Origin of the sequence: Geomonas anaerohicana, from assembly GCF_016458305.1 — a bacterium.
In the GTDB taxonomy this organism is placed as follows: Bacteria; Desulfobacterota; Desulfuromonadia; order Geobacterales; family Geobacteraceae; genus Geomonas; species Geomonas anaerohicana.
On the sequence record NZ_JAEMHL010000008.1, the window covers coordinates 34,282 to 58,724 of the forward strand.

Here is a 24,443-nt window from a genome sequence, read left to right on the forward strand (position 1 = left end):
GCAGGCATTGCCGACTGCTGACGTAAATAAAAGGCGTGACCCGCAAAAACGGCCATAAAAATTATGTATGGCAAACTAGATTGTCGAAAATATTTTTTCCTAGTCATTGCTTTGTCACGTTGTCAGCGATGAAGATAAAACCGTTCTGTTTCTTGGAAAGAGTTCCCTGTACCCGCACGACATTTTTCACCACTGGCGCCGTACCCGCCCACAGCACTGGAATCTTTTTTGTGTTTTTGTCGGTTAGGCATTCCGTGGTGCATGTGGCGCATTTCGCACTGTCAATAAGAGTAAACCCTTTGCTCGGTGTGACTGCGGCAACTCGCCCTACGACTACCACTTTACCTATATGCGTTTGAGGTTTAGCCGTTAGCTCATTAATGGACAAGGGTTTTGATGTATCCCCCCAAACTGGATCTCCATTGAAATGGATCACAAAAGCAAAAACCGCTAAAAAGCAGATGAAAAATTTCATTTCTTTCTCCTTTTTCCATTCCTACGACAACGGGGTTGCTGGTGAGCGGCGGAGCGCCCGGCTCTTATAAACCTGTTCCGGCTCCTACCATCGTGCAGACCGGTCCACCCACTTTGTTGGAACAGTCCCTTCAAATATCCCTTACCAGGGGAGCCTCATACGCCACCCACTACCTTCGTTGTTGTGTACCGTCGGATCGAATTGTGCTTAAGCGTTTTTGCAATTCAGCTTTGTTTTTGTCAGTTATACATTTAAAGGTTAGTGTCCAGAATAACGCACCACTTTTCATTTCCGTAAAGTAAAAGTACTTATTTCGGTTAGCACAGAAAGACTCAGCTTCACTCTCTAATGTTGAAGGGGATTCACCACCATTTGGAGAAAAGGCCCTTGTTATAGAGTAAGACCCATTTCCATTTGCAACAATGCTTGTATCATGGTCGGCATTCGTTTTTGCTTCAGCTACCAAAGAGTAGAAAAGCAATACTAGTAAAAGGTATTTGAACATTGCCCCTTCCCTCATTTGCATGCCAACGGGCGCGGCCTTGACCGGCGGCGCCAGTCGTCCGTGTCTAAGGACGTGGATACTGTGTAAGGCCCCCCTTGGGCATACTTCTTAGTGTATGCTCAGCTTTGCGAGAACCAATTCCAAAGGGAATCCAAAGGGGGCCTTACGCATGCGATTTTACACGAAATCACACAAGCACTACTGTGGAATCGACCTCCACGCAAAAAAAATGTTCGTTTGCATTCTCAATGCGGAAGGAGCGGTAGTTCTACACCGCAACATCAGCACGTCACCAGAAGATTTCCTCAGGGTTATCGCCCCGTTTCGAGAAGATCTTGTGGTAGGCGTGGAGTGCATGTTCGCCTGGTACTGGCTTGCCGACCTCTGCAGCCGCGAAAAGATCGAATTCGTCCTTGGCCATGCTCTGTACATGAAAGCAGTGCACGGTGGCAAGGTGAAGAACGACAAGATCGATTCTCAGAAGATTGCCGTCCTTCTGCGGGGAGGAATGTTCCCCATGGCTTATGTCTATCCACCAGAAATGCGGGCGACCCGTGACCTGTTACGGCGGCGCTGCTTTCTGGTCCGCCGCAGGGCCGACCTTTTCGGCCATGTACACAGTACCGCCATCCAATACAATCTGCCGGAGATCCCGGTCCGCCTATATAACGAAGGACCACGCAGCACAGTTCCCGATCACTTTCCAGATCCCGAGGTGCGAAAGATCGTGCAGATCGATCTGGCGATGATTGATGCCTACGACGACGTCATTGGTGCACTGGAATGGGAACTGGAGAAAACCTCCCGTCGACAGGACCGGCGCACGCTCATGCTCCTCAGTTCAATCCACGGCATCGGCAAGACCCTGTCAATGGTGTTCCTCTATGAGATCCACGACATCAACCGTTTCGAGTCGGTGCAGGACTTTGTCTCATACTGCCGCCTGGTAAAATGCCCCCATGAGTCGGCTGGCAAGAAAAAGGGAACCGGCGGCGCCAAGATCGGCAACGCCCATCTGAAGTGGGCTTTCTCAGAGGCGGCCGTATCGTTTCTGCGCCACAATCACCAAGGCAAACAACTGGTGGAAAAGCTGGCCCAAAAGCATGGGAAGGGTAAAGCCCTCTCTATTCTGGCCCACAAATTGGCTCGGGCCATCTACTACATGCTGAAAAACGGCGTGCCGTTCAACTTGGCAAAATTTACGGCAACGGCGTAGAGCTGGAGGGAACGGGAGCAGCCCGAATTCCAACTAGGGCCGACATGGGTGAGCATGACCTGCGACCGGCAATCTAACAGTGCGCCGAATCGAGCGCGGCGCGGTCGCTATGCCGATACTCCGGGAACTGAGGCGTTGATTGGGAGCCCCGTTCCGCTCCTTACATAGACGAATTGACTGCCTTCAATTTCATATGTGTTCTGCCCCTCGCCGAGCCCGGAACCAACTGCGCCGTGCGAGCCCGATCTTTGAATGGGACGGCATGAGGGTACGATATAGTTTCCAGGTCGCGCGGGTGATGCCCGCGCAACCGTTGCCAGTGTAAAAGCGCAGCGGTGTGAACCTCGATAAGTGTTTGGTGCAGGCCTTTTTTCGTAAAGAGAAAAACCTGATGCCGGGATGAGAAATACGAGTCGGGACCGAGAAACTGGAGCAGCGATTTACTTGTAAAGCGACCTCAAGATCGTCCGGGCACCATATTGCCTATTGACGGACGGGGGCCTTATAAGGGTTGGGTGTTGCCTGCAAAAAGTGCTCTGGCGAAGAAGCTGTCAGCAATCTTGGTGGGGTGCATCGCTAGTTATTATGTCGCCTTTGAACAACTCAAGAAAGGCTTTCTTACTCAACCGTACTTCAAACCAAAACCCACCGCAAATTATGATCGTTACGACGACAATAAAAATGACATCAAACAAATCAAAGCCATACTTCTCCAATAGAGACTTTAGCTGAATAGCACAAAAAACTAGTAAAAAGGCCTGAACTAAACCGTGGAGCTTCATGGTAACGTTAATCCTGGTCCTACCACCGAGGTCTTCCAGTTTGCCATGCAATATTGGCAAACCAGAATTGCGATACCAGATGTTTCGATAGATCTTAAATGAAGCTTCCTCTATATTGCCTTTGAACGGTTTCGATTCCGCAAAAAGGCCGCTAAAAAATTTCTTCTCTGGTACGTTCTCTAAAAGTCTTCTGCACACATCCCAAGGTGGCAACTTTACAGTTACTTCAAACTTATCGTAAGGCAGCAGTTTCATTTGTCTCTCATTTTCGGCCAACGGCTGGCGGGTGAGCGGCGGAGCGACCTCCCTCCCGCAGACTCTTCCCGCTTTTACTCTCTCGCGAAGTCCGTCTCCACCCGTTCTTGTTGGGATCGCTGCTAACCCGATTGTCCAAGTAATTGAGCTAAAGCATGGGCTAGTTGGACTGCTGGTTCATAGCTTTGGTCATTGCTGACCAACCATGGTGTGACCAACAATGCTCCATCCTGGTATTCAGCTGACATGCCCTCATGCTGCAAGAAAAATGTAACGGCCTCGGGTCTCAACATAGCCGCGAAACTTCCCTCATCCTCAGAAGATATCTCATACATATCCAGTAGTGATTGGGGAAAAGAAGCGTGATGGTCTCCGATCCCGAGCATGTCTCCAACCTCTTCAGTCAACGTTTTAGGTCTTAAGGTGAAGTTAGGGAGCGCTAGATCCAGTGAAGTCAGCAGAACGCCAAGAGTGATAGGTGAGTAACGGCTCCTAGAGATACTGAAGACGCACGTATTTATACCGTTAACCTCGCCCGCAAAGAACTTGGAAAGGTAGGGAGTGTTAACCCAAGACGCGAGAGCAGAAAATTTCCGATTGTTAATCAACCCATCAAACTCACACCTGGAGATGTCCCACAGTCCCAGTCCGCAGGTGATTTGTCCTGAAGGCACCTTTTTCTCGCACCACCAGAGGGTACCCATGACAAGCACCACGACTACAAGAATTAAGAAAAACAGGCCCACTGTCTCTCCGTTACATTCGTATTTTTATCTACACCAACTACTTATTAGGCAGAATTGCCGTCAACTTCACATCGCCGGGACATCATCCATTGTTTGACAATGGCTGGAGCACGGCAACCGTTTGAAATCTCTTCCGGCCACATCCGGAATCCATGCCGATTGGGAGGATGGACAGAAAAACTGTCCATCTTGCCTTACCCTCACAAAAAACCTTATTCGGAATCTGGTGACAAATTTCATGTAACTCAACACATGATCCGCAATATATAGAGATTGTTCATCTGTGTCAAAGCTGAAGTGGCACCTCCCATACCGCTAAAATCTTTCACATACAGTTCCGGCACAACTGAGCCCCCTCGCCTCACCAACTAATGCATTCGTATTGCGGCGGGTGCGCTTGTGCTCCGCAAAAAGCATTTTCTCGAGCGACGGATGCATCCCGTCCTTCGCAAAATCTATTTCTTGAGCGTCGGATGCATTCCGTCCTCCACAAAATATATCTCTCGAGCTGCGGATGCATTCCGTGCTTCACAAAATACATTTCTTGAGCGGCGGATGCATTCCGTGCTTCACAAAATGTATTTCTCGAGCGGCGGATGCATTTCGTCCTTCGCAAAATGTATTTCTTGAGCGGCGGATGCATTCCGTGCTTCGCAAAATGTATTTCTTGAGCGACGGATGCATTCCGTGCCCCGCAAAATCTATTTCTCGAGCGGCGGATGCATTCCGTCCTCCGCAAAATGTATTTCTCGAGCGGCGGATGCATTCCGTACTCCACAAAATACTTTTTTCGCCTGCGTATGCGCTTTCTGCCCAACAAAATAGATTTATTAGGCGGATGAGGTTCGGTTTTGGTGAGTGGTGGGTTAAGGGCGGGATGGGGTAGAGATTTTGGTGGAGGCGCCCCCCCCTTCAACGGGGGGGGCGGTCTTGTGAGGAGTCAATCGCTAAAGTTACGTCACGATAATACCCACGGCTTCACTCCAAGGGCCGAACTCGTTGTGTCCGATACTCCTGACCCTGAAATGGTACCAGGATGCCCTTTCCAGATTTCCAATAACAACACGAACCTTCGTCAAGAATCCGTAATCCTCGAACGATCCTTCACCTTGTGGATGTCCCTTGCAGATCTGCAATTGGTAGGAGCCGGCTGCAAGGTCCTTATCCCAGCTCAATGAAACCTCTGCGATGTTGGGACTGTTTTTGGCCCTGAGACCCAGAATGCTGGCGGAAACGGACCTGTCATGGCCCCTCTTTGCCTTTTCCTTCGGCTGATACCCGTTGTTGTGGAGCCAGGAGTCATCTTTCTCATGTTTCGCCCTCAACACCAGGTAACTGGCGTTCGTGTGCACGTCTTCCAAGGCAGCGGCTACCGCGGCATCAAGTTCCTTGGTCGTAGACACGTTGAGGGCATTGGCTTTCTCCAACTCCCTTGCGATCGCCTCTTTATGCTCCCTGAATTTTGTCGTCCCCGGAACCCAAGCGTCCATCAGGGTATTGATCTTTGTGTGCGCAGCCTGCAAAGTTGCTGCGTCATCAAGCCAAAGGATCAATTCCGGGGGGGCCATTTCTGCATGGTTCATAAGGATTGTGCCCAAAAGACTCATGCTTTTTCCTCCCATGTTTGTTGGAATTCACTAATCATACATGAGACTTTGTCGGGGTCAACTGATGGATTTTCGGCGGGGGCTTGAACGGACTTTCGACGGTGCAAGACCGGGGATGCCTGGCGGCATCCCCGGCTGCTGCTTAGGTGGGATCTACTCTATTCTCAACTTTGCCTTGATTTCCGATGCGGAGGCGCTGGTCGCATAGACCGGGGTGTCGACGTCGAAGAATTTCGATGCGCTCAGTCCGCCGACCACGACCGGGTCCAGCCCGACGCTGCGCGCCAGCTCGACCGCGACCTGCACCGCTTCCTGATCGTCACCGGCGATGGGAATGCCGATGGTGTCGCCGTTCTTGTTCACGGTCTTCCTCAGATCCTCGAAGTAGACCGAGTTGAAGGCCCGCACGATCCTCGCTCCGGGGAGCAAACGGGACACGACGCTCCCCATCCCTCCCGGATCCTGTCTGGCCTCGACCGCCATCACCCCATCCCGTTCGGGATACGGGTTGGAGGTGTCAATGACGATCTTGCCTTGCAATGCCTGCTTGGTTTCACTGTCCAGTTCCCGGTAGGCCTTGAGCGGCACGGAGAGCAGGACCACGTCGCCGAACTCGATTGCTTCCGCCACGCTCCCGGCGCGGGCAGCGGGCCCGGCGGCTGCCACCAATTCCTGCAGGTCTTCCGGGTGCCGTGAACTGAAGAACACCTCGTAGCCCGCCTTGCCCAACATCACCCCCAGGTTGCCACCGATGTGACCCGATCCGACTATACCTATCCTTCTTACTCTCATGTCAGGGTCCTCCTCTTTTGCTGACTCGGTCCCTCCTTTCAGACAACATCCCCTCTTCAGCAGAGTATACTCCCTGGCAGCATCCGACTACCATGGGGTAAGTGTTGTTTTCCTTGTGGCGGCATCCCGCATGTGTTACAGCAAAGGTTGCGTGATCGGTCACATGAGGAACGGTGGCTGACAAGTACAAGCGTGCGGCCGCCGTTGCGAGGCTTGGCAGGAGAAGCTGGGAATAATGGAAAATTTCGTTTTGATCGGGGTGTTCGTCCTCTTGGGGATGTTCTTTCGCCGCCTCGAGGCCTTCCCCAAGGACTCGGCGCAGACCCTCAACATGTTCGCCCTCTACGTGTCGTTGCCGGCATTGATACTTCTCAAGGTGCCGCAGATCGCCTTCTCCCGGGAGATCGTCACCGCGGCGATCGTTCCCTGGGGGATGCTGCTCCTCTCCGTCGCAGCGGTGTTTGCCGCGGCGCGCCTTTGGCGCTGGGACCGGGCGACGGTCGGCGTGCTGCTCCTCGTGGTGCCACTGGGAAACACATCGTTCCTGGGCGTTCCCATGATCCAGGCTTTCTTCGGCGCGGCAGGGCTTCCCTACCTGATCATCTATGACCAACTGGGCACGATGATCATCATGGTGACCTATGGCTCCTTCATCCTCGCCCTCTACGGCAAGGATGGCTCCGTTCGGCTCTCAGCCATGGTGCGCAAGATGCTCTTCTTTCCGCCGAGCATCGCCCTCATGGCGGGAGTGCTGGCCCGCGGCTGGACCTACCCCGAAAAATTGGCCCAGGTGCTGCACAACGTTTCCCTGACCCTGGTGCCGGTGGTCATGACAGCGATCGGCATGCAGATGCGGCTCAGACTGCCGCGCAGGGTGATCGCCCCGCTGAGCTTCGGGCTCGCCATGAAACTCCTGATCGCGCCGCTGTCGGCGCTCGCGGTCTGCCGCCTGGCCGGGGTGTCGGGCATGGTGGTAGATGTCTCGGTACTGGAGGCGGCCATGCCGCCCATGGTGACCGCCGGGGCCCTGGCCGTCGTCGCGGGCATGGAGGCGGACCTCGCCGTGGCCATGATCGGCATCGGCATCATCCTCTCCTTCGGCACCCTCCTCGCCATCTACGCCCTCACGCGCATCTTAGCCTGACCAAGGAGGGGGGACTGGCTCCGCCAGGTGCCTGTCCCTCTCGGAAGCAGAACCTAAAAAAACCGGAGCCCCCTGAAAGGAGCTCCGGTTTTTTATTCAGCTGCACGGCAAGCCCGGGCAGCGCCCGGCTAGAACAGGTAGTACAGGGAGAAGCCGGCGCGGAAGCCGTCGGCGGAGCCGGCGCGGGCTGCGCCGTCCTTGCTCCGGTAATCGGTGGCGACGGTGTAGGCGACGCTGGGGAGCACGTAGAAGTTGTGCGCCACCTGGAGGTAGCTGGACAACTCGAAATTGAAGTCCTCGTTGGCGGTGACGTCGCGGGTAGCAGTGTTGAAGTTCGCGTCCACCTTGGCGTCGAGGGTGACGGTGTGGTTCAGTTCCTTCTCAAAGCCCACCGAGAGGGTGTGGGTGTCGTACTCATCGTGGTTCCTGATGGTGGCACGGTAGATGGCATAGGGGGTGTTGTGGTGCCCGAGGTTGGCGCTCGCCGCGATGAAGGGGATCACGTCGGTGGTGCCTGTCCCTGCCTGGCTGTCGCCGGCAGTGTCGAATTTCAGGCCGAGGCCCGCCACGACGGAGTACGGAGCCTCTTCGCCGCCAACAAGACGGTACTTCGCCTGGAGGGCCAGATCACCGAAGCCGTCACGTTTGTCCTGTGTACCGAAGTCGGGCATCTGCTCCTTGTCCCGCTCGCTGAAAACGTAGGGAATCGACGCGGACACTTCCAGGCCGTGCCCGAGGCCGACGCCTACGGAATAGAGCGACTCGGCGGCATTGAGGGTGCGCTTCCCGGATTCCCCGAGGTCAGTGATGTCGCCTTTGGTGTGCGAGTACTCGAACAGTGCCTGTGCCTCGACCTGCTTCTTGTCGAGGACGTCGGTTACCAGCAGTTTGTGTTCCGCATGCGCGGTAGCCGTTGTCATAAGTATTCCGCCCAGTACTGCCAAAACAATCTTCTTCATGTAACCAGTCTCCTCCTGCATCGAAATTATCCCCGGCGCCTTGTCCACAACTGCAGCCGGCCTCCGGGTATCTTGATGAAGAGATGCCCGGGGGACCGCAATGAAGCAAGGACGGGGAAAAACTTTTAATACAACAGAAGCTCTTGTTATTACAAGCCTAAACCGCCCATCACCTTCGTCTTTTCCCCACAGGGAACGCGTGCCCCCTCCACACCTGACATGATAAACGCCGTTTAGACCTTTGAATTCCAGCGCGGATGTTACCCCGCGGATTCCCCTTGTCGTTCTTGGCAGGTCCACTGTTTTGCGGGGATTGACAAAAAAGAAGGAAAATAATACATTGTTTTAGCTCCCCGGGGCACCGCTGCACCAGCAGGTGCCCCGAGGAACGGGTTCACGAACAATTCCGTAAAGGAGCAGGACAATGGGTATGGCAAAACAGTGCAAATTCTTCGGCCACATCATCACCATCGACAAGGCACTGTCGGTACGAGACGGAGCGACACCGGAACACCGGCACTCGCTTGTTTTCGAGTGCGACAAGTGCGGCAAGCCCGTGCGCCCGCGCGCAGCCGGTGACAAGCACGTCGCGCACTTCGTGCACATCAAGGAAAACCCGGAGTGCCTCTACACGGAGCCGGCCAGGGAGTACTAGGCCGGAGCACGCTGCGGCGATAGATGCGGAGCATCCGCCACCGGAGGCCAAAACCGGCACCGGTTTGCCATGCGGCTGGCAAGAAAAGGGCTCCTGTGCTAGGATCGCCCGCATGACGGGTTTAACAGAAACTGCCGCCAAGCGGCGCAAACAACTGCTGCGTTTCATCTCGACCGACCTGCTCGGGCCCATTGCCGGGAAGATGCCCAAGTCCTGCATCGAGTCCCTGGAAAAGGCCTCCAGCTACTCCGACGTCAACAGCCACATCCTGGACATCGTTCCGGTGACCGAGGCCTGCATCGTCAAGCACGAGGTCGCCGCCAAGCTCCCCCCCTTCATAAGAACCGAGGCCGTCTTCGGCAAGAAAAACCTGTACCTCTTGCGTAACGCCACCGTCTCGCCCCATTCCGGCATGGCCTGGATCGGCAACAGGATCCTCGAGGAGAGCGTGGGTTCCCTGCGCCGCATCATGGACTGGGGAGACGTGCTGCACGAACCGCTGCTGCCGGCAAGGGAACTCCGCATCCCGGAGCCCGTGGTGATCTGCCATCCCGCCTCGTATTACCACTGGCTCTTCGAGGTCCTGCCCAACGTCCTGTTCGCCGTCGCCACCTTCCCCGGCGTCAAGATCGTGCTGCCGGAAAACCCGCCGCGCTACGTTCTCGAGGGGCTGAATACGGCTCTCGGTCCCGAGGCGCAACGCGACTTTTTGTTCAGCGCCGGCCCGATCAGGGTGGAGCGGCTGGTGGTGCCGCAGTACCACACCCAGCCGGAGTTCACGTCCCCCCAGGTGCTGGCGCTCTTGCGGTCGGCGGTGCAGGCCAAGGTGGTGCCGCAGGGTCCGGGAAGCAAAGAACCGAACCGCTCAGGCGCCAGGATCTACGTCTCCAGGCAGAAAAGCAGGCGCCGTCTTGCCGGCGAGGCCGAGCTGGAAGCGAGGCTGCGGGAGATGGGCTTTGCCGTGCTGCACTGTGAGGCACTCTCCTTCGCGGAGCAGGTGCGCGCCTTTCACCAGGCGGAGGTCGTGGTGGGGTGCCACGGTGCCGGCCTCAGCAACCTGGCCTGGTGCGAGCCCCCCTGCCGGGTGGTGGAGATCTTCCCGAGAAACTACATCCTCGACTGCTTCGCCTGGCTCAGCTTCAGCCATGGCTTCGATTACCGCCATGTCATCTGCGACACGGGACACAAGATCGATGAACGGGCCATGGAGGCGGTTATCGCGGCCGCAGGGTAAAGCAGTGAAGGCAAATCCCCTCTGTCTCTTCTTCGCAAAGGGGAGGACGCGGATGCTCCTGCAGCACTGGCAGGTTCCCTTTCCGCTACTGCCACCGGGATCCCCCGCGCTCCCCAATTCACTCCTCTGAACGCCTTTCCCGTGGTGCCCCCCGATGAATCCTTTCTCGCAGCATGAAGTCCCCAAAGCTGTCTCCAAGTAATTGCCAGCACCAGTCCGTTCCCTCCAAAAACGTATACACTTTGTCGTTTACGAAAAACTTGATGCTGATTCTGTTTTCCGATATAAACGCCACGCGCAAAATGTAATACAAAATATTCTCTGTCAAATTCTGCACTTAAGCCAATTAAACGTTTCTACCTTTGCGCAATAACCACACTGGCCGCCGGGATTTAACAGCAAATAAGCAGTCAGACATGCTTTCGATCAGTACTTCGTGTTGTCAAAAACAGCAAGATAGTGAAATTAAGGACGTTTTTTGTGAAAGCAACCATTGTAAAGAAGATTACGGCAATGATCATCATCATCGTCATCACGGCGGTGACCGTTACAACCTACCTATCGCTGGCGCAGATGCGACAGGAAATGGTGCGCGTGGCCACAGCGTCACAGGAGAGCAGGCTCAACACGTTCTGGGAACTCTTGAGGCAAAAAGGAGAGCTCAAGATCGTCGACAACCGCCTCATGGCCGGCGACTACGTCATCAACGGCAACAACGAGCTTCCCGACAAGGTGGCCAAGATCTGCGGCGGCACGGCAACCATATTCATGAACGACGAGCGCGTGGCCACCAACGTAGTCAAGGAGGACGGCACCAGGGCGGTGGGGACCAAGCTGCAGGGCCCCGCTTTCGACGCGGTGTTCCGCAAGGGAGAGCCCTACCGCGGCGTCGCCCCCATTCTCAACGTCCCCTATTTCACCGCCTATGATCCCATCCTCGATGCCGGCGGCCACGTCATCGGCGCGCTCTACGTCGGCGTCAAGACTGCGGAGTTCCTGCAGTCCTTCGAGCACACCAGGACCGTGGTCATCTCCCTCGCCATCGGCTTTACCATCCTGGCCAGTTGCATCGCTGCCTGGTTCACCAGGATGCTGCTCGCCCCGCTGGGCAAGGCGGTGGCGATCACCGAGGCCGTGGCCGAAGGGGACCTCACCGTCGCCATTCCGGCCGGAGGGGGAGACGAGGCGGGGAAGCTTTTCGCGTCGCTGAAGACGATGGTTGCCGGGCTGTGCGGTATGATCAGCCGCCTTGCCGGCTCGGCAGCCGCGCTGCAGGGGATCTCCGGGCGGCTGGCAACTGAGGCGGTGCACGCGGTCGCGGCAGCCAGGCACCAACAGGAAAAGGTGACCGAGGCGTCGGCCTACGTGCAGACCATAGCGGACAAGGCGGATGAGATCAGGAACGGGACCCAGCGGCTGGCACAGGCTGCCGCCGAGTCTTCCTCGGCGATTCTGGAGATGACCGCCAGTACCGACGAGGTCGCTTTGAACGCGGAGCGGCTGACGACCCTGGTGGCCGAGGTGACCGCGGCCATGATGCAGAGCGCCTCCGCCACCAGCGAGATCGGGGAGCACACCAAGTCGCTGGTCTCCTCGTCCCTTTCCACCGCTTCCTCGATCCTGGAAATGGAAGCGGCCACCAACAGTGTCAAGGGGAACGCGCTGCTGACGGCCGAAGTGGCCGAAGGGGTCGAGGAGGACGCCCTGAAAGGGGTGGAGGCGATGCGCGCCATGCGCCAGGGGATGAGCGACATCCGCGCCTCCTCCGGCGTCACCAACCAGGTCATCGCGACGCTCACCTCCAGGACCCACGAGATCGGAGTCATCTCCTCGGTGATCGACGACATCGCCAAGCGGACCTCGCTGCTTGCTCTCAACGCGAGTATCATCGCCGCCCAGGCCGGGGCGCACGGCAAACCCTTCGGCGTGGTGGCCGAGGAGATCAAGATGCTCGCATCGAGCACCGCCAACTCAACCAACGAGATTGCCGCCCTGATCTCGGCTGTACAACTGGAGACCGAGCATGCGGTGAAAGCGATCAAGGAGGCGGATCAGCGCATCGCGGCGGGAGAGGAGCTGAGCTTGCGCTCCAGCGCCGCGCTGGAAAAGATCGTGAGCGGCGTCTCCAGCGCCCGCAGCCACGTCGGCGGCATTGCGCTGGCCACGGCCGAGCAGGCCAAGGGGACCAGCCTGATCCGGGAGGCGATGGACCGGGTCACCCAGATGACCGAGAAGATCGAAAGGGCGATCAGGGAGCAGGCCGGGGCGAAGGAGGCGATCATGTTCGCCGCCGAGGAGATGAGGGAGCTGGCGACGCAGTTCCACTGCGCCACCAGGGAGCAGAGCAAGGTGGGACGCTCCATATCCGACTCGATCCTCGACGTGAGCGAGATGTCCAGGAAGATAGAAGCGGCCTGCGCGGTGCAGGCCCAGGAAAACCAGCAGATAGCGGCGGCGGTGGCGGAGATCCACTGCGATGCCGACCGCTGCCTGCAGGCCGCAGCACAGCTGGAGACCGGCGCCAGCGACCTCGCCAGCCAGGTCGAAGTGCTGCAGCAGGGAGCCGGTGCCTTCCGGCTCGCAGGGGAGACCGTATCGGCAGGCAAGGTATTAATTTAGTGGCACTTTTTCGGTAAATATCGTAACATGATTATCAAAGGCAGGTGAAACCGAACAGGGTGCCTCTGCTCCCACGGACCTCAACGGTACGCGAGTAGAAGTGGTAAGCAGATTCACCAGAGACACCTTCTAAAAATCCATACCTCAAGGGGTGAAGGACAAAGAGCTGGCGAGCAGCAGAAAGCGCCGGCTCTTTTTGTATCCGGAGCATGACCAACAGGCATGCCAAACGCTTCCAGGTCCCCTCTCCTTCCGGGAGAAGGGTCAGGGGTGAGGGCGTTGCCCCGGGTCATTGCCGCGGCCGGCAGAGCCCTCACCCGCCCGCGGGCACCCTCTCCCAGAAGTAGCGGGACTAGCGGAAGATCATTGCTAGTCAGGTATTTTTCGTTTTTTGCGCAGCCCCCGAGTGAAGACGACAAAGTTGCTAAAGAAATGGCCTCAAACTGCCGATAGTACGAGGACTATCCATGCAGCAAAACGATACGCCGTACCCGGCTTTGCAGAGGAGAGCATGTGCATGAAACGTTTTCGCGATTGGGGCATATTTCAGAAGATCATCAGCGCCACGCTGCTGTCATGGCTGCTGCTGGTGGCCATATCGGTGTTCCTGCTGACACCGTACCTGCGCACGCTGATCATGAACGAGCGGCAGGCGACGGTGCGTGCCATGGTGCAGCAGGCCACCAGCAGGATGAAGTCCTACCAGGACCAGGTCGACCGCGGGACCCTGACCCGGGAGGAAGCACAGCGCAGGACGATCCAGGAGATCTCGGCGGCCCGCTACCAGGGAACCAACTACCTCTGGATCAACGACCTCAGCCCGAGGATGGTGATCCACCCCCTGAAGCCGGAACTGAACGGCAAGGATCTGGGACAGTTCAAGGACCCGGCGGGAAAACTGCTGTTCGTGGAGATGGTGCGGGCCTGCAACGACCAAGGCAGCGGCTTCGTCAGCTACCAGTGGCCCAAGAGCGCCGCCGGGGCACCGCAACCGAAGCTTTCCTACGTGGAGCTGTTCCGCCCCTGGGGGTGGGTGGTGGGAACCGGCATCTACCTGGACGACGTGCAGGCCACGCTGCTGCGCACGCAGCTGTACATCGGGACGGGGCTCCTCGCGGTGCTCGCCTTGACCCTTTTGCTGACCTGGCTGATAGCCCGCTCGATCACCAGGCCGCTGCACGAGATGGTGCAGGCCGTTGAGGCGCTCGCCTCGGGAGACGGGGACCTATCACGGAACATCGCGGGTGGGCGCAGCGACGAACTGGGGGCGCTGGCCGGCAACATGAACATCTTCATCGAGACCCTGCATACGCTGGTGGCAAACGTGCTACAGGTAAGCATCAACGTGGTGATCGGCTCCAGCAAGGTGCATGGCATGGCCAAGCAGATCAACAGCAACGCCGACGATCTCGCGGCCCAATCGGTCGCGGTGGCCACCGCAAGCGAAGAGATGTCGGCGACTTCGCAAGACATCGCCCGCAGCTGCGCGCAGGCGGCGCAAGGCGGCACCACCACGACAGGTGTCGCCTCCGACGGGGCCCAGGTGGTCAACGAGACCGTGGCGGGGATGCACCAGATCGCGGACCTGGTGCGGCAATCGGCAACGACCGTGGCCGGCCTGGGGCAGCGTTCCGACCAGATCGGGGAGATCATCGGCACCATCGAGGAGATCGCGGACCAGACCAACCTCTTGGCGCTGAACGCGGCGATAGAAGCCGCACGGGCGGGGGAACAGGGCCGGGGCTTCGCCGTCGTCGCCGACGAGGTGCGCGCCCTCGCGGAGCGGACCACCAAGGCGACCAAGGAGATCGGGGCGATGATCGGCGCGATCCAGGTGGAAACCAAGGCGGCGGTGCGATCGATGGAGCACGGGGTCTCGGTAGTAGAGCAAGGGTCGCACGGGGCGCAGCGGTCGGGACAAGCCCTGCAGGACATCATCGCCAGTGTGGAGGGGGTGACCGGGGAGTTGGCCCAGATCGCTACGGCGGCGGAGGAGCAGAGCGCGACGACCCACGAGATAGCGGCCAGCGTGCAGCGGGTGACCGATATCGCGCGCGACACCTCGACACAGACGCAGCGGACCACGCACGAGGCGAACCACCTGCTCACCATGGCCGAGGAGCTGATGGCACTGCTGGGCAAGTTCAAGATCAACGAGGATGCCGCGCTGGTGATCAGCAGGGCGAGGAGCGCGCACATGATTTTCGTGGGCAAGATCAAGGGGCACCTGGACGGCTCCATCAAGGTGGACCCGCAGGCCCTCCCCACCCACCTGACCTGCGCCTTCGGGAAATGGTATCAGAGCAAAGGAAGGGAGGACTGTGGTCACAGCGAGCTCTACCGCCAGATCGACCCGCCGCACGCGAAGGTCCACGAACTGGGCAAGCAGGCGGTGATCGCCTGCAACAACGGCAACATGGGCAAGGCGGCGGAACTGTGCGCGGAGATGGTGGACACCTCACAGGTGCTGCTGGAAATACTGGAACAACTCGAGGGGAGGTGCGGGAAAGGCTAACCGCCGTTCTACGTTCTACGTTCTACGTTCTACGTTCTACGTTACGCGTGCTACGCTGCACTTGCTGCATTGTGCGTGGTGCGTCAAGGTTGACGGTCGGGGTATGCTTTTCGCGACTATTATGTGACGACTAGCGGGTGAAGAGCTGACGCAGACGCTCCGGCTCTTCGCCCAGCCATGCGGGACTGGCGGCGGTGCCGTCAAAGAGCGAGGTGGTTTTGAACGGCTCGTAGTAACCGGTACGGGCAGCCTCGGCGGTGCGCGACAACAGCGACTCCACTTCGGCCGGCTCCATCGGACGGAAAGCATCAGCAACCTGGCAGGCCTGCTCTAAGACGTCCATGCTGTCAATCCCGGTGATGACGACGGAGGTGGGCAGGTGCAGGGCATAGCGCAGACATTCGACGGCGGTCACCGCACCGGACTTGAGCAGGATGCCGTTGGCCATCGATTTCATCCCCAGCACCCCGATCTCTTCCCGTACCAGCTCGGGGAGCACCATCTGCTGAAAACTCCTGAAGTGGGCATCCATCACGTTCAGCGGCATCTGCACCGCATCGAAGCGGAAGCCGTTCTCGGCAGCGACCCGGAGCATGTGCAGATGGATCTGCGGGTCTTTGTGCCCGGTGAAACCGAGATAGCGGATCTTGCCGGCCTGGCGCGCCTCCAATAACGCCTGGTGCGCCCCATCCTCGTCGAAGATGCGGTGCGGGTCCTCGAAGCGGAGCACCTCGTGGTGCTGCACCAGGTCGATCATGTCCACCTGCAACCTTTGCAGCGATTGGTCCAACTGCCGGGCGGCCTCCTGCCGGGAACGCCCGTCGATCTTGGTCATCAGGAAGACCCGGTCCCGATAACCGTCCTTAAGGGCCTTGCCCATACGCAGTTCGCTGGCACCGTCGTTGTAATCCCAGCAGTTGTCCATGAAGGTGATGCCGCGGTCGATAGCCACACGCACGAGACGGATGCTCTCCGCTTCGCTGACCCGCGGCAGCCCCAGGTGCCACCCCCCTACCCCGATCGCCGATACCTTCTCTCCCGTGCTCCCCAAGGTGCGGTAGATCATGATTGCCTCCCAGGCCTGTCACATGCCGCTGCCAACGGCGCCGCCTCCAACCGGGAAACTATACGCCCTTTCATCCCGGCTTCAAGGATGCTGCACGAACGGCAAGCGCCGCGGCTGAAGCGTTACCGGCAACGACGCGTACCTGTGGTATGCTCAGGGTGCCTCCCCTGGCTTTAAGCCGTTGACAACAGGGGACAACGGGCATAGATTCGCCTTTTCCGCAGGCATCGCCGCGCCACCCACCTATAACCAAGAGAGAGACCGATGATCCTTTTCCCCAAGGCGGCCCGCACGCTGGCTGCGCTCCTTGCGGCGACACTGTTGACCGCCGCACCGTCCCTTGCGGCCGGCGACCATTCCGCATCCCCCGCACCCATAGAAGCGCAGAAGATCTGTGCGCAGCCCAACGATGCGGTGCGGGAGTATGCCGCCCTGATCGAGAAGACCAAAAAGGAGCAGCCGGAGTTCGTCGAGGCGCTACGCCTGTTCCCGAAGGGAGCCGATCTACATAACCATCTCTCCGGCACCGTGCAGCCGGAAAAGTACCTGGCCCTGGGGACCGCCGACGGCGCCTGCTACGGGCCCGAAGGCACGACAACGCCCTACACCATGGAAGCGGCGACGTCGTCCGGCCGCTGCAGCGACGGCTTCAGGCCGCTCTCGGAAGCTTCCGACCCGGACCGGGAGCAGATCCTGCGATCCGTCTCCATGTACCGCTTCGGCTATCCCGACACCCAGGCGGGGCATGACCACTTCTTCAACACCTTCGCCAGGTTCCGGGCCGTCTCCGACAACGCCTGCAACACCCCTCCCATGCTGGCCGAGGTACTGAGGCAGTCCCAACGGGACGGCGTGTCCTACCTGGAGACCATGCTCTCCTTTCAGTCTTCGGCGGTGAGCGCGCTGGCCAGGCAGTTGAAGCAGCGATTCCCGGCACAGGCCTCCTACCGGGACAACCGCCAGTTCCCCGCACTGCAGCGTTTCCTGCTCGACGCGGGGCTGGGCGATGCGGTCGCCGCCGCGCGCACCGAGATCGCGCAGTACGTGAACAAGACCCGTACCCTGCTCAACTGCGGCAGTCCCGACGCCGAACCGGCCTGCGGCGTTGATTACGCCTTCATCGTGACCGTGAACCGCACCTCGGCGCTGGCGGACGGCAGCCCGGACCTGGCCAAGGTGTTCACCCAGGCCGCCTTCTCCATGCTGCTCTCCTCCTCTGAGGAGCGCGTGGTCGGGGTGAACCTGCTGAGCAAGGAGGATGCCCCGGTCTCGCTGGCGGGATTCCAGGACCAGATGCGCATCTTCGGCTACTTCCACGAGGCCTTTCCTAAGGTGAACATGGCCCTGCATGCCGGCGAGCTGACCCCCTGCTTCGTGGGGGCTGACAACCCGGCCCTGAAGGAGCACCTCACCGGCACGCTCAAGGCGGGAGCCAGGCGGATCGGGCACGGCGTCTCCTTCGCTTTCCTGAAGGACAAGGAGAAGTCGGAAGTGGCCGACCTTTTCAGGCGCAACAACGCCCTGGTCGAGATCATGTTCACCAGCAACGCTCAGATCCTCGGCATCGCCGGCGCGACGCATCCCTTCACCCAGTACCGGGCCTACGGGGTGCCGGTTGCCTTCGCCAGCGACGACGAGGGGGTGTCCCACGCGAACCTTACCGACGAATGGATCTACGGGGTCCGCAAGTACGGCCTCACCCGCGACGACCTGCAGTACCTCGGGCGCAACAGCCTGCAGTACAGCTTCATGGCAGGCAGCCCGCTGTGGGCCGACGTGGCGCAGGGTAAGCCGGTGGAAGCCTGCTCCGCAGACGCCCCCGGCTCGGCCACGCCGTCGCAGCGCTGCGGGAGTTTCCTGAAACAAAGCGCCAAGGCGGCGGCACAGTGGGAGTACGAGGCGCGATTGAAGGAGTACTGGCGCAACTACGGGAAGTATTTTGGGAAGAGGTAGGGGGGATCCAGCTTCCCCTTCGCAAAGGGGGGGACGTGAGGGCTCGTGCAGCGCTTCATGGCATAGATAAGCCTGCTGCCACTGAACTGGGAAAGAACCATGAAGAAAGGGGACGCGGCGTGGCTGCGTCCCCTTTTTTGCTTTCAGCTTGGGAAGGTGGCTGAGCTGAAAGGAGCGTTCCGCGAGAAGGACTGGCACCTGACCAGCCAGTCCCTTCTTACATGAAGAGCATGAAGCCGTTCGCGAATTGAACCAAGCCGCAGATGCCGACGGCAACGCCCGCCACCCAGACAATCTTCTTTTTCAATAACGCGGCAATGGAGGAGAGCAGGATGGCGATCTGCAGGAAGATGACGGCGAGCCCGAAGGGGCGGCCGTGCCGCTGCGCGTCGTCCCTCTCCTTCTCGAGTTTCTTGGCGTCGTCCTGAATCTTGGCCTTCTCCTGGTCATACTTGGCGATTTTGCCTTTCAACGCCTGCACCCTGGCCTCGATGGCGGCGGCCAGTTTCTGGTCGCCGGTCCTCAAAAGCTCGCGCTCCAGTTGCCCCTGCTCCGTCTCGGCGAGAGACTGCTTGATGCTCTTGGCCTGGTAGAAGGCCCACTGGTCCGAAGCCTGGTTCTGCACCAGGACGGACCTGGTCGAGAAGCCGCCCCCCTTGAAGGTGGCCAGCGTAGCGCAGACGGCCAGGACCACGGTGGTGAGTGCGAGATAGTTGAGCCAAGGCTCCTTTTTTTCTTCTGCCATTGTCATACCTCCTGCTGGTAGTGATGGGTGTCGTTACGGCGGCAGCTAGTGCTCATGCCGGTGATGCTGATCAGGCCAGTGCACGTGGGAATGGGTGACCGGCCGGTGCACGTGAAAGTGGTCGTGCGGCTCCCCCTCTTCCCCTTCCGGGTGATCGTGATCGTGGTGCTCGTCGTGACGGTGCGGATGGGCGTGGGCCATCTCCTCGTGGCTATGGCGGTGGCCGTGCACCTCCACGTAGAGGAGCAGGATGCCGGCCAGCATCAGCGCCGTGGCGACCCAGTAGGCGGTGGGCGGACGCTCACCCAGCAGCGCAACGGAGAGGAGCGTCCCGAAGAAGGGACCGACCGCAAAGAAGGTGGCGGTGCGGGCGGCGCCGATCTGGCGCAGGGCCTCCACGAAGAGGACGAGACTGAGACCGTAGCTCATGGCGCCCACACCGAGCGCGCCCGCGATCTGCGCCGTGGTCGCGGTGCCGGCACTGAAGACGAGCGCGAGGATGATGGAAAAGAACCCCGCGGCGAGTCCCTTCACCGACGCCAGCACCGTGGAAGAGATTTCGTCCACGTCGCGGGTCAGGTTGTTGTCGATGCCCCAGAAGACGCAGGCGACCACCACCAGCAGGCCGGAGAGCGAAAAGGAAAGGCCGCCTTGTGCCCTGAGTACGACCAGCCCGGCACCGACCAGGATCAGTACTTTGCCGGCCCAGACGTAGGGGCCGATGTATTCCCTGAAGACGAGCCAGGCGATGAGGGTGGTGGCCACGGTCTCCAGGTTGAGAAGCAGCGAAACCTCGGAGGCGGTGCCGTACTTGATGCCGAAGGCGAGGCAGAGCGGCGCGACGATGCCGCCGGCGATAACGGCACCGACGAGCTTCAGCCGGTGTTCCGGGGAGAGCAGGCGCAGTTCGGCCCGGGTGCTCTTGCGCTGGAAAAGGAGCAGCGCCTGCAGCCCGAGCCCCGACCCCAGGTAGAGCAGCCCGGCGAGCAGGGCCGGCGACATGCCGCCGATGAGCAGCTTGCAAAAGACCGGCGACACGCCGAAGAGCGCCGCGGATAGCATGGCGAAAAGTTGTCCGGTGAAGACGGGCAGGCGGCACCTCCGGGAGCGGTTCCCTTACTGGGAGAAGAACAATAACCGATGTGAGGAGAATTTTCCATAGGGTAAACAAAGCGGAAAAGCCTTAACGCAAAGACGCCAAGGCGCTAAGGCGCAAAGAAAAGACAAATGGGGAAAGGCAAAAGCATCAATGCCTCGATTATCCCCGCTTTTCTTTGCACCTTTGCGGCTTTGCGTTTAAAAGCGTTTTGTTAACGCAAAGCCGCAAGGACGCAAAGGACAGCACAAACAACAGAAACTATGACTCTCAAAGCTTCCCGCTCTCTTTGCGCCTTCGCGGCTTGGCGTCTTTGCGTTGAGGCTTGAGAGAATGCTAAGTATCTTTTGCTACCGGCATTTTGTTATAATTAGGCATAGGCACAAGAGGTGCCTGTCAGGCATTGTCTGAGAGCAAGGGGGAACACCATGAACGTTTTCGATTGCGCCATTAAGATAGAGGAAGAAACCAAGGCATACTATCAAGGTCTGGAAGCCGAAGCGATGGAGCCCGAGATGAAGGTGCTGTTCTCCATGCTTGCCGCTTCCGAAGAGGAACACCAAAGGAAACTGAGAAGGCTCAGAAAGAGAATGGCTGGGGCCAAGCTCGACGGACTGACCGGCAATGTCTGCAGGTTCAGACCGCTGCTCAGCCAGAGAGAACTCCTGGAAGAAACGGGACGCGACCCCAACTTGTACCGCTTCGCGGTGGCCAACGAGGAACAGGACATCCGCTTCTACGAGGAACTGGCATCGGCGGCAACGGACCAGACCACGCGTAAAGGTCTGCTGATGCTGGCCCATGAGGAACGACGCCACCTGCAAAAGGTGACCAACATCTACTCGTTCGTGGAGACACCGAAGACCTTCCTGGCCTGGAGCGAGTTCAGCAACAGGCAGGAGCTCTAGCACCACCTGCGCGAAGAAACGAAGAAGCCCGCCGGCAACGGCGGGCTTTCTCGTTTTAAGGCCCTCACTTTAACGCAAAGCCGCAAAGGCGCTAAGGTGCGAAGGCAAAATCCAAATGAGAAACCAGGATAGACTCCAACGTTTCGGTCTTCATTGCGCCTTGGCGGCTTTGCGGCTTTGCGTTGAGGCTTTTAACAGTAGTTGTCACTCGGTTTCGGGTTTGGCGGGGTCGTAGGCGCTGTCGGGGTCGCACTCGGGACGGAGATAGCGCTCCAGCCCCTCGTAGAGACGGTCGGAGGTCAGCTTGATCGCCATCACCATGTCCATCTCCTGAACGATCCCCTGCTTGAGGTAGCTCAGGTGCAGCCGGTCCACCAGCCCCTTCAACTGCTGCGACAGGCAGTAGACCTCTTTCAGCATCACGTAGTTGCTCTCGGCAAGCTCCTGCAGCCGTTCGTCTTTCAATCCGGATGTCATGGTCCCTCCCCGGCGCCCGACCTCAGCGCCAAGCGATGCAGTTGACCGGGCAGCTGTCTATGGCCTGTTGGATTTTCCCCCTGTCTGCGCCCGCCCGCCCGTGCACCTCGGAGACACCGTCACCGTTGAGCCGGAACATTTCGGGGAGGATGCTCACGCAAAGCCCACACCCTATGCAGACCTGCTGATCGACGTACACCTGGCTCGGCATCTGTAATCCCTCCCGTTCGAAGGTGGAAACGGGTTAAAGATACACGAAAATCGCCGAATGTCGAACCCGTCCGGGGCAGGAGCGGGAGAGAACTGCGACGCTGCGAAGGGGGCTGCGGGTCGTGGGAAACGGTGAGCTGCGACGGGCTATTTGGGCTTGTAGGTGAAGCAGTCGGGATGCGATTCGTGCATGCCGACGTCGACGGCGGGAGCCGTGCACTCGAGGGACTGGTTGTAGCTGCAATTCTCCACCTTGCAGGCACCGATGCCCCCCTGGACGTCGATGATCCCCCCCCTCTGGCTGCCCTGCATGAAGGTATCGCACTCGGGGCAGAGGTCGCCGGGGCCGCCCACGGTGATGGCGAGCGTGTGGCAGGAATTGTGCTTATTGTAGGCGCATTGCGTTACGTTGCAGGAATTGATCTTCACCATCTGCTTCTCTTGCATGTCATGCCTCCTTTAGCGGCCCCCTTCGCGCATTAGGAGGTTTTAACAGACCGGCTTTGATAGTCAAGCCGGCAAGTCCCTACCCGCAACATCCCCCGCCGCTGAAGCCGGGAAGCTTCTTCTCCCTGAGCCACTCGTGGATCATGCCGCTGGCACACCCGACGCCGGCATCCACTTTCAGCGCGGCAGCGGGGCAGTTGAGCGCGCAGGCGCCGCACTCCATGCAGGCGTCCCGGTCGGCAATAACGGCCCGTTTCCCCTCGATGCGGAAGATCTGGTGCGGGCAGACCTCGACGCACCTGCCGCAGCCGATGCAAAGAGCGCTCTCCAGCTCCAGCGTAGCCACCCCTTCCAGATACCTGAATCCTTTCATACCTTCCTCCTCAGACGAAAAGACGTCCGGCTACGACGATGAAGAGCGCAGCCCCCAGGGCAGCCGCCATGATCGGGAGTCCCAGACGCATCTCCTTTTTCACCCCGGATTTGGACGTGTAGGTGGTGCAGCCGGTGAAATTGAGGGTGTAGAAGGAGGAGACCGCCGGAAGTGCCAGGAAACAGGCCAGCGTCGCCGCCCCACCCCACCCTGCCCCACCGGAGAGGGCGTAGAGGAGCGCGCAGTAGACGAGCCCAGCGCAGGCACCCTTGACCGCAAAGCTGCGCCCGGGTAACAGCGGCAGCAAAAGCGGACCGATGGCGATCCCGATGAAGACGGCCCCCAAAACGGCAAGCGCCGCGGCGGCCGCGGCATGCGCCCCCCAGAACAGACGTGCCACGAGGTAGACCAGCGCCGTCACCGGGAGCACAGGCTTCGCGGCCAGCACCAGTTCCACCGGGATCAGCACCAGGCGGTCGTACCAGTTGAAGCGCAGCTCGCGCATGGCGGGTGTGGCCTCACCCCGGTCCAGGTAGGCGGGGAGATCGGCCGCGCGCACGGTGGCGTAGACGACCCGGAAGCCGCTTCTTTGCTGCACCCGGTGCGCCGATACCCCGGCGGCGCCGAGGATGGGAAGAATGAGACGCCGGTGGCTTACCACCTGCGCCAGCCCCACCTTCTCGATGCGGCGCACCAGCTCTCCAGTGCCGAAGGTCCCCTTCCCCGCCGCGCACCAGACGTTGATGCCGTAGGTCTCCAGGACCAGGAGCCACACGTTGTGGCCGGAGAGCGCCCGGCGCACGATGTCGTAGCTCATCTTGTAGTTGGCGGTCACCACGACCGGCGCCTCGCTGTCCGGCGCGCCGATGGCGTAGAGGCCGGGAGGGACCATGAAGGTCATCCGGTTGATGCCCCAGCGTGCCAGGCAGGCGCCCAGGTGGTCGGCAAGGGTCAGGGTGCTGCCTACTTGTGGCGCCCGTCCGGTTCCCGCGTCAACCCAGCGCTGAAAGCCGGGGACCCGATCGGTGATTTCTCCGCCGCCGGCGGAGGTGGGGGGGCCTCAGCAGGGAGGCGCATCGGGGTTGGCGCCATCATCCGGCGCGCAGGACGATGGAGCTGCCTGCTTCACCTCGATCTTCTTGAAGCAGCGCATCTTGATTTCTTCACTCATGGTTCTCCCCCCCGGGGCGGCGCCCCGCAGTATCCGTTTTCTTGGATCCGTAATTGCCGGAACAGCAGGCGGGGTCACGACGTTCCCGCAGCCGCTGCAGGTCCTCCCGCGCGGTCTCGGTGACCAGGAGAAAGTTGCGCAGGACCGGAACCAGGAACTGCTGCACCGGTTCCAGCGCGGCTGCGATCGAGTAGTGCGTCCACGCCCCTACCCGGCGCCCCTGCAGCCATCCGGCGTTTTTCAGGATGGCGAGCTGCCGGGAGACGGTGGACTGGGGCAGCTGCAGCACGGCAACGAGATCGCACACGCACAACTCCCCCGCCTGGAGCAGCAGCGCCAGAAGGCGCAGGCGGGTCTGGTCGTCGAGAGACTGAAACAGCAGGGCCATGTTTTCCATGCGGAAAACATATCCGAAATTATGGATATGATCAAACAAAAAAAGCCCGGAGGATTTCTCCTCCGGGCAAATGCAGGTTGTAGCTCAAGCAACGTC

General features: G+C 59.5%; 24 protein-coding genes. 8 read left to right on the top strand and 16 right to left on the bottom strand.

Annotated elements, in window-relative coordinates; all coding sequences use genetic code 11:
• Positions 1-103 precede the first annotated feature (103 nt).
• Together JFN91_RS14880 and JFN91_RS14885 are read right to left on the bottom strand one after the other, a co-directional pair.
• Positions 104-475, bottom strand: a complete 372-nt coding sequence (locus JFN91_RS14880; protein ID WP_199389978.1) for a hypothetical protein — start codon at positions 473-475, stop codon at positions 104-106.
• 169 nt (positions 476-644) lie between these two features.
• On the bottom strand, positions 645-980 hold the full coding sequence (locus tag JFN91_RS14885; protein WP_199389979.1) for a hypothetical protein: 336 nt from the start codon (positions 978-980) through the stop codon (positions 645-647).
• A gap of 169 nt (positions 981-1,149) precedes the next feature.
• On the opposite strand from JFN91_RS14885, the gene JFN91_RS14890 reads away from it, so the two are divergent.
• Positions 1,150-2,196 (top strand): IS110 family RNA-guided transposase, encoded by a 1,047-nt coding sequence (locus JFN91_RS14890; RefSeq protein ID WP_199389980.1) that lies wholly within the window; start codon positions 1,150-1,152, stop codon positions 2,194-2,196.
• Positions 2,197-2,747: 551 nt separating this feature from the next.
• Here the strand turns inward: JFN91_RS14890 and JFN91_RS14895 are convergent.
• From JFN91_RS14895 to JFN91_RS14910, 4 genes are all read right to left on the bottom strand, one after another.
• Positions 2,748-3,233 (bottom strand): hypothetical protein, encoded by a 486-nt coding sequence (locus tag JFN91_RS14895; protein ID WP_199389981.1) that lies wholly within the window; start codon positions 3,231-3,233, stop codon positions 2,748-2,750.
• Between the two features lie 122 nt (positions 3,234-3,355).
• Positions 3,356-3,979: a hypothetical protein gene (locus JFN91_RS14900; RefSeq protein ID WP_199389982.1), complete on the bottom strand. Its 624-nt coding sequence runs from the start codon at positions 3,977-3,979 to the stop codon at positions 3,356-3,358.
• A 953-nt stretch (positions 3,980-4,932) separates the two neighbouring features.
• Complete coding sequence (locus JFN91_RS14905) at positions 4,933-5,586, bottom strand: fibronectin type III domain-containing protein (protein WP_199389983.1); 654 nt, start codon at positions 5,584-5,586, stop codon at positions 4,933-4,935.
• A 153-nt stretch (positions 5,587-5,739) separates the two neighbouring features.
• Positions 5,740-6,378, bottom strand: a complete 639-nt coding sequence (locus JFN91_RS14910; protein WP_199389984.1) for an NADPH-dependent F420 reductase — start codon at positions 6,376-6,378, stop codon at positions 5,740-5,742.
• A 235-nt stretch (positions 6,379-6,613) separates the two neighbouring features.
• Here JFN91_RS14910 and JFN91_RS14915 point away from each other — a divergent pair, with 235 nt between their 5' ends.
• A complete protein-coding gene (locus tag JFN91_RS14915) occupies positions 6,614-7,522 on the top strand; it encodes an AEC family transporter (protein ID WP_199389985.1) in 909 nt (302 codons plus the stop codon).
• Positions 7,523-7,650: 128 nt separating this feature from the next.
• Here JFN91_RS14915 and JFN91_RS14920 read toward each other — a convergent pair whose 3' ends face one another.
• The gene (locus tag JFN91_RS14920) at positions 7,651-8,481 is read right to left on the bottom strand and encodes a hypothetical protein (protein WP_199389986.1); all 831 of its coding nucleotides are present in this window, start codon (positions 8,479-8,481) and stop codon (positions 7,651-7,653) included.
• 424 nt (positions 8,482-8,905) lie between these two features.
• Here JFN91_RS14920 and JFN91_RS14925 point away from each other — a divergent pair, with 424 nt between their 5' ends.
• From JFN91_RS14925 to JFN91_RS22390, 4 genes are all read left to right on the top strand, one after another.
• A complete protein-coding gene (locus JFN91_RS14925) occupies positions 8,906-9,136 on the top strand; it encodes a hypothetical protein (protein ID WP_199389987.1) in 231 nt (76 codons plus the stop codon).
• Between the two features lie 112 nt (positions 9,137-9,248).
• Positions 9,249-10,370: a glycosyltransferase family 61 protein gene (locus tag JFN91_RS14930; RefSeq protein WP_199389988.1), complete on the top strand. Its 1,122-nt coding sequence runs from the start codon at positions 9,249-9,251 to the stop codon at positions 10,368-10,370.
• 480 nt (positions 10,371-10,850) lie between these two features.
• The gene (locus tag JFN91_RS14935) at positions 10,851-12,989 is read left to right on the top strand and encodes a methyl-accepting chemotaxis protein (RefSeq protein ID WP_199389989.1); all 2,139 of its coding nucleotides are present in this window, start codon (positions 10,851-10,853) and stop codon (positions 12,987-12,989) included.
• Positions 12,990-13,506: 517 nt separating this feature from the next.
• A complete protein-coding gene (locus JFN91_RS22390; protein WP_199389990.1) occupies positions 13,507-15,504 on the top strand; it encodes a methyl-accepting chemotaxis protein in 1,998 nt (665 codons plus the stop codon).
• A gap of 130 nt (positions 15,505-15,634) precedes the next feature.
• On the opposite strand, the gene JFN91_RS14945 is transcribed toward JFN91_RS22390, so the two are convergent.
• Positions 15,635-16,570, bottom strand: a complete 936-nt coding sequence (locus tag JFN91_RS14945; RefSeq protein ID WP_199389991.1) for an aldo/keto reductase — start codon at positions 16,568-16,570, stop codon at positions 15,635-15,637.
• Between the two features lie 264 nt (positions 16,571-16,834).
• Between JFN91_RS14945 and JFN91_RS14950 the strand changes: the two genes are divergently transcribed.
• Positions 16,835-18,523 carry an amidohydrolase family protein gene (locus tag JFN91_RS14950; protein ID WP_199389992.1) on the top strand — a complete coding sequence of 563 codons (1,689 nt, stop codon included), beginning with the start codon at positions 16,835-16,837 and terminating at the stop codon, positions 18,521-18,523.
• 217 nt (positions 18,524-18,740) lie between these two features.
• Here the strand turns inward: JFN91_RS14950 and JFN91_RS14955 are convergent, their stop codons facing one another.
• Both JFN91_RS14955 and JFN91_RS14960 read right to left on the bottom strand, forming a co-directional pair.
• Positions 18,741-19,268: a DUF4337 domain-containing protein gene (locus JFN91_RS14955; protein WP_199389993.1), complete on the bottom strand. Its 528-nt coding sequence runs from the start codon at positions 19,266-19,268 to the stop codon at positions 18,741-18,743.
• 45 nt (positions 19,269-19,313) lie between these two features.
• Positions 19,314-20,360 (bottom strand): DMT family transporter, encoded by a 1,047-nt coding sequence (locus JFN91_RS14960; RefSeq protein WP_268898714.1) that lies wholly within the window; start codon positions 20,358-20,360, stop codon positions 19,314-19,316.
• Between the two features lie 432 nt (positions 20,361-20,792).
• Here JFN91_RS14960 and JFN91_RS14965 point away from each other — a divergent pair, with 432 nt between their 5' ends.
• On the top strand, positions 20,793-21,272 hold the full coding sequence (locus JFN91_RS14965; protein WP_199389995.1) for a ferritin-like domain-containing protein: 480 nt from the start codon (positions 20,793-20,795) through the stop codon (positions 21,270-21,272).
• 204 nt (positions 21,273-21,476) lie between these two features.
• On the opposite strand, the gene JFN91_RS14970 is transcribed toward JFN91_RS14965, so the two are convergent.
• The 6 genes from JFN91_RS14970 to JFN91_RS14995 all read right to left on the bottom strand — a co-directional run bounded on the left by JFN91_RS14970 (position 21,477) and on the right by JFN91_RS14995 (position 24,347).
• Positions 21,477-21,749, bottom strand: a complete 273-nt coding sequence (locus JFN91_RS14970) for a hypothetical protein (protein ID WP_183348148.1) — start codon at positions 21,747-21,749, stop codon at positions 21,477-21,479.
• 22 nt (positions 21,750-21,771) lie between these two features.
• Positions 21,772-21,960: a ferredoxin gene (locus tag JFN91_RS14975; RefSeq protein WP_199389996.1), complete on the bottom strand. Its 189-nt coding sequence runs from the start codon at positions 21,958-21,960 to the stop codon at positions 21,772-21,774.
• Between the two features lie 146 nt (positions 21,961-22,106).
• Positions 22,107-22,406: a DUF1540 domain-containing protein gene (locus JFN91_RS14980; protein ID WP_199389997.1), complete on the bottom strand. Its 300-nt coding sequence runs from the start codon at positions 22,404-22,406 to the stop codon at positions 22,107-22,109.
• A gap of 79 nt (positions 22,407-22,485) precedes the next feature.
• Complete coding sequence (gene hgcB / locus JFN91_RS14985; RefSeq protein ID WP_199389998.1) at positions 22,486-22,779, bottom strand: mercury methylation ferredoxin HgcB; 294 nt, start codon at positions 22,777-22,779, stop codon at positions 22,486-22,488.
• Positions 22,780-22,789: 10 nt separating this feature from the next.
• A complete protein-coding gene (gene hgcA, locus JFN91_RS14990) occupies positions 22,790-23,950 on the bottom strand; it encodes a mercury methylation corrinoid protein HgcA (RefSeq protein ID WP_268898710.1) in 1,161 nt (386 codons plus the stop codon).
• Positions 23,943-24,347 (bottom strand): ArsR/SmtB family transcription factor, encoded by a 405-nt coding sequence (locus tag JFN91_RS14995; protein WP_199389999.1) that lies wholly within the window; start codon positions 24,345-24,347, stop codon positions 23,943-23,945. Before JFN91_RS14995 ends, hgcA begins: the two co-directional genes overlap by 8 nt.
• Positions 24,348-24,443 lie beyond the last annotated feature (96 nt).